Here is a 3,376-nt window from a genome sequence, read left to right on the forward strand (position 1 = left end):
CTCCTGGGCCGGCCGGCCCCCGACCGGCCCCGCGCCACGGCCGACGCCGCCGACGCGCCGGTCCACGCCTGACGGGACGACGCGCCGCCCGCCCGGCGTCCCGGGCAGGCGGCGACGAGCGTGGACGGGCCTCGACGGGCGTCGGACGAGAGACGCGTCAGGCGTCCGCCCCCGTCCCCGGCCCGGAGATGTTGACGAGCCACGTCGTGCCGAACTTGTCCACGCACATGCCGAAGGCGTCGCCCCACGGTGCGACGGTCAGCGGCTCGAGGACGGTCCCGCCGTCGGCGAGCGCGTCGTACCAGCCGCGCAGCTTCGCGTCGTCGTCGCCGCTCAACGACACGGAGATCGTGGACCCCGACGCGAGCTCCATGCGGGGCGGCACGTCGGCGGCCATGAGCGTGAGGTCGGGGGTCGTCAGCTGGCTGTGCATGACGAGGTCCGCCTCGGCCGGGTCCTGCGTCGCACCGAAGTCGGCGAACGTGCTGACGTTCAGCTCGCCCCCGAAGACGGACTGGTAGAACTCCATCACCTCGCGGGTACCCGTGCGGAAGTTGAGGTACGGGTTCAGGATCACGGCCATGGGGGCCTCCTCGTCGATCCGGTGCGGACGCGCCCATCGTGGACCCGACCACCGACACGTCGGTAGGCCCCGCGAGCGACGTCGCGGTGAACGGCGGACCTGCGGTTCCGTCGGGTGGTTGTGAAGCGGGTCACACAGCCCACGCACAGGTTCGCGCCCGTGGTTGGATGCCGCGTCGCCAGTCCGGGCCCCTGCCCCTGGCTCCCGTCTGCCCCCCGGAATCGAGTACCCGTGTCCCCCACCCGGCGCGTCGCGACGTCCGTCGCCGCCCCCGCCCTCCTGCTCCTCGCGCTGTCCGGCTGCGCGCTCCTCGGCCCCGAGGACGCACCGCGCGAGTCCCCCGGCGGCCAGATCACCGAGTCGGCCGACGCCGACGTGTTCTCCGTGCAGGTCGGCGACTGCATCAACGCGAGCGCGATGGAGGACGACACCGAGATGGAGTCGCTCCCGGTGGTCCCCTGCGCCGACCCGCACGACGGCGAGATCATCGCCCAGACCGAGCTGCCCGAGGGCGACTTCCCCGGCGACGACGCGCTCGTGGCGCAGGGCGAGGAGTTCTGCGCCGCCGAGTTCGAGACGTTCGTCGGCATCCCCTACGACGACTCGGCGCTGTACGTCTGGCCGCTGACGCCGTCGCAGGGCGGCTGGGAGACGGTCGACGACCGCGTCATCCAGTGCGTCCTCGACACGGACGGCGAGCTCGTCACCGGCACCCTCAAGGGCGCCGCGCGCTGATCGCCCGACGCCGCGCGGGTCCCACCGCCCGCGCGGCGTCGCCGCTCCGCGCGTAGCGTCGGACGCTCCCGGGGAGCCGGACGCCCCGCGGAGGGGAGCGTCATGACGAACCGCCTGACCGCCAGCACGAGCCCGTACCTGCGGCAGCACGCGGACAACCCCGTCGACTGGTGGGAGTGGGGCGACGACGCCTTCGCGGAGGCCCGTCGTCGCGACGTCCCGCTGCTCGTGTCCGTCGGGTACGCGGCGTGCCACTGGTGCCACGTGATGGCGCACGAGTCGTTCGAGGACGACGCGACGGCCGCGTTCATGAACGCGCACTTCGTCAACGTGAAGGTCGACCGCGAGGAGCGGCCCGACGTCGACGCGGTGTACATGGCCGCGACGCAGGCGCTCACGGGGCAGGGCGGCTGGCCGATGACGGTGTTCACGACACCCGAGGGCACCCCGTTCTTCTGCGGCACCTACTTCCCGCCGCGGCCCGTGCACGGCGTGCCGTCGTTCCCCGAGGTGCTCGCCGGGATCGCGGCCGCGTGGCAGACGCGTCGCGAGGAGGTCGACGCGACCGCCACGACGATCCGCGACGCGTTCACCGCCCCGCGGTCCGGACCGGCACCCGCCGACGCGACCGCGCCGCACGTGAACGGCGACCCACGGGCGACCGTCGACCACGGCGCGCCGCTCGTCGCCGCCCCCGCGACGGTCGTCGACGACGCGCTCCTCGACCGGGCGCTCGGCCGCCTCCTCGTGTCCCAGGACCGCGTGCTCGGCGGGTTCGGTGGCGCTCCCAAGTTCCCGCCCTCGACGGTCCTCGAGTGGCTGCTGCGCCGGCACGCGCGCACCGGCGACGCCCGCACGCTGGCGGTGGCGGAGCACACGCTCGAGGCGATGGCCCGCGGCGGGATCCACGACCAGCTCGGCGGCGGCTTCGCGCGGTACGCGGTCGACGCCACCTGGACGGTCCCGCACTTCGAGAAGATGCTCTACGACAACGCCCTGCTGCTGCGCGCCTACGCGCACTGGTGGCGCAGCACGAGCTCGCCGCTCGCGCGCCACGTCGCGACGGGCACCGCGGACTGGCTGGTCAGGGACCTGCGCACCGCCGAGGGCGGCTTCGCGTCGTCGCTCGACGCCGACACCGACGGCACCGAGGGCGCGACGTACGTGTGGACGCCCGCCGAGCTGCGCGAGGTGCTCGGCGACGAGGACGGTGCGTGGGCGGCCGCGCTGCTGGACGTCACGGACACCGGCACCTTCGAGCACGGCACGTCCGTCCCGACGCTCCACACGGACCCCGACGACGAGGACCGCGCCGCCTCGGTCCGCGCCCGGCTCCTCGCGCACCGGGCGACCCGCGCGCAGCCCGGCCGCGACGACAAGGTCGTGTCCGCCTGGAACGGCCTCGCGGTCGCCGCGCTCGCGGAGGCGGGCGCGCTCCTCGACCGTCCCGACTGGGTCGACGCGGCCGTCGCCGCCGCGACGCTGCTCGTCGACCTGCACGTCCGCCCGGACCTCCCGACGTCGAGCGGGACGACGCCCGACGCTCCCCGGTCCGACGACACCGCACCGGGCCGCGACAGCGGGACCCCTGGAGGCGCCCCGACCGACCACGGCACACCGGCGACGCCTGCGAGCGCGCCGAACGGCGACGGCCGCGCGGACGTCCCGCTCCGACTCGTCCGCGCCTCGCGGGACGGCGTCGCCGGCGCGGCCGCGGGCGTGCTCGAGGACTACGCGGACGTCGCCGAGGGCCTGCTCGCGCTCGCGGCGGTCACGGGCGACGGACGCTGGGCGCGGCACGCGGGCGGCCTGCTCCGGACGGTGCTCGACCGCTTCCCCGACGGCGACGGCGGCTTCTACGACACCGCGGACGACGAGACCGACCCGGTGCTGGCCCGCCTGCGCCGCCCGCACGACCCGGCGGACGGTCCGACGCCGTCGGGCCAGGCGGCCGCCGCGGGTGCGCTGCTCACGTACGCGGCGCTGACGGGGTCGACGCGCCACCGCGAGGCCGCGGAGCGCGCGCTCGCCGAGCCGCTGCGCATCGCCGTCCCGCAC

General features: G+C 75.6%; 3 protein-coding genes. 2 read left to right on the top strand and 1 reads right to left on the bottom strand.

The window, feature by feature from the left end:
- Positions 1-157: 157 nt before the first annotated feature.
- The gene (locus tag CTKZ_RS19735) at positions 158-583 is read right to left on the bottom strand and encodes a VOC family protein (protein ID WP_124344514.1); all 426 of its coding nucleotides are present in this window, start codon (positions 581-583) and stop codon (positions 158-160) included.
- 231 nt (positions 584-814) lie between these two features.
- Between CTKZ_RS19735 and CTKZ_RS19740 the strand changes: the two genes are divergently transcribed.
- Together CTKZ_RS19740 and CTKZ_RS19745 are read left to right on the top strand one after the other, a co-directional pair.
- Positions 815-1,318 (top strand): septum formation family protein, encoded by a 504-nt coding sequence (locus tag CTKZ_RS19740; RefSeq protein ID WP_124344515.1) that lies wholly within the window; start codon positions 815-817, stop codon positions 1,316-1,318.
- Between the two features lie 102 nt (positions 1,319-1,420).
- Positions 1,421-3,376: thioredoxin domain-containing protein (locus tag CTKZ_RS19745; RefSeq protein ID WP_148090530.1), on the top strand; the 1,956-nt coding region annotated here is incomplete at its 3' end.

Source organism: Cellulomonas algicola (genome assembly GCF_003851725.1).
GTDB classification, from domain to species: domain Bacteria; phylum Actinomycetota; class Actinomycetes; order Actinomycetales; family Cellulomonadaceae; genus Cellulomonas; species Cellulomonas algicola.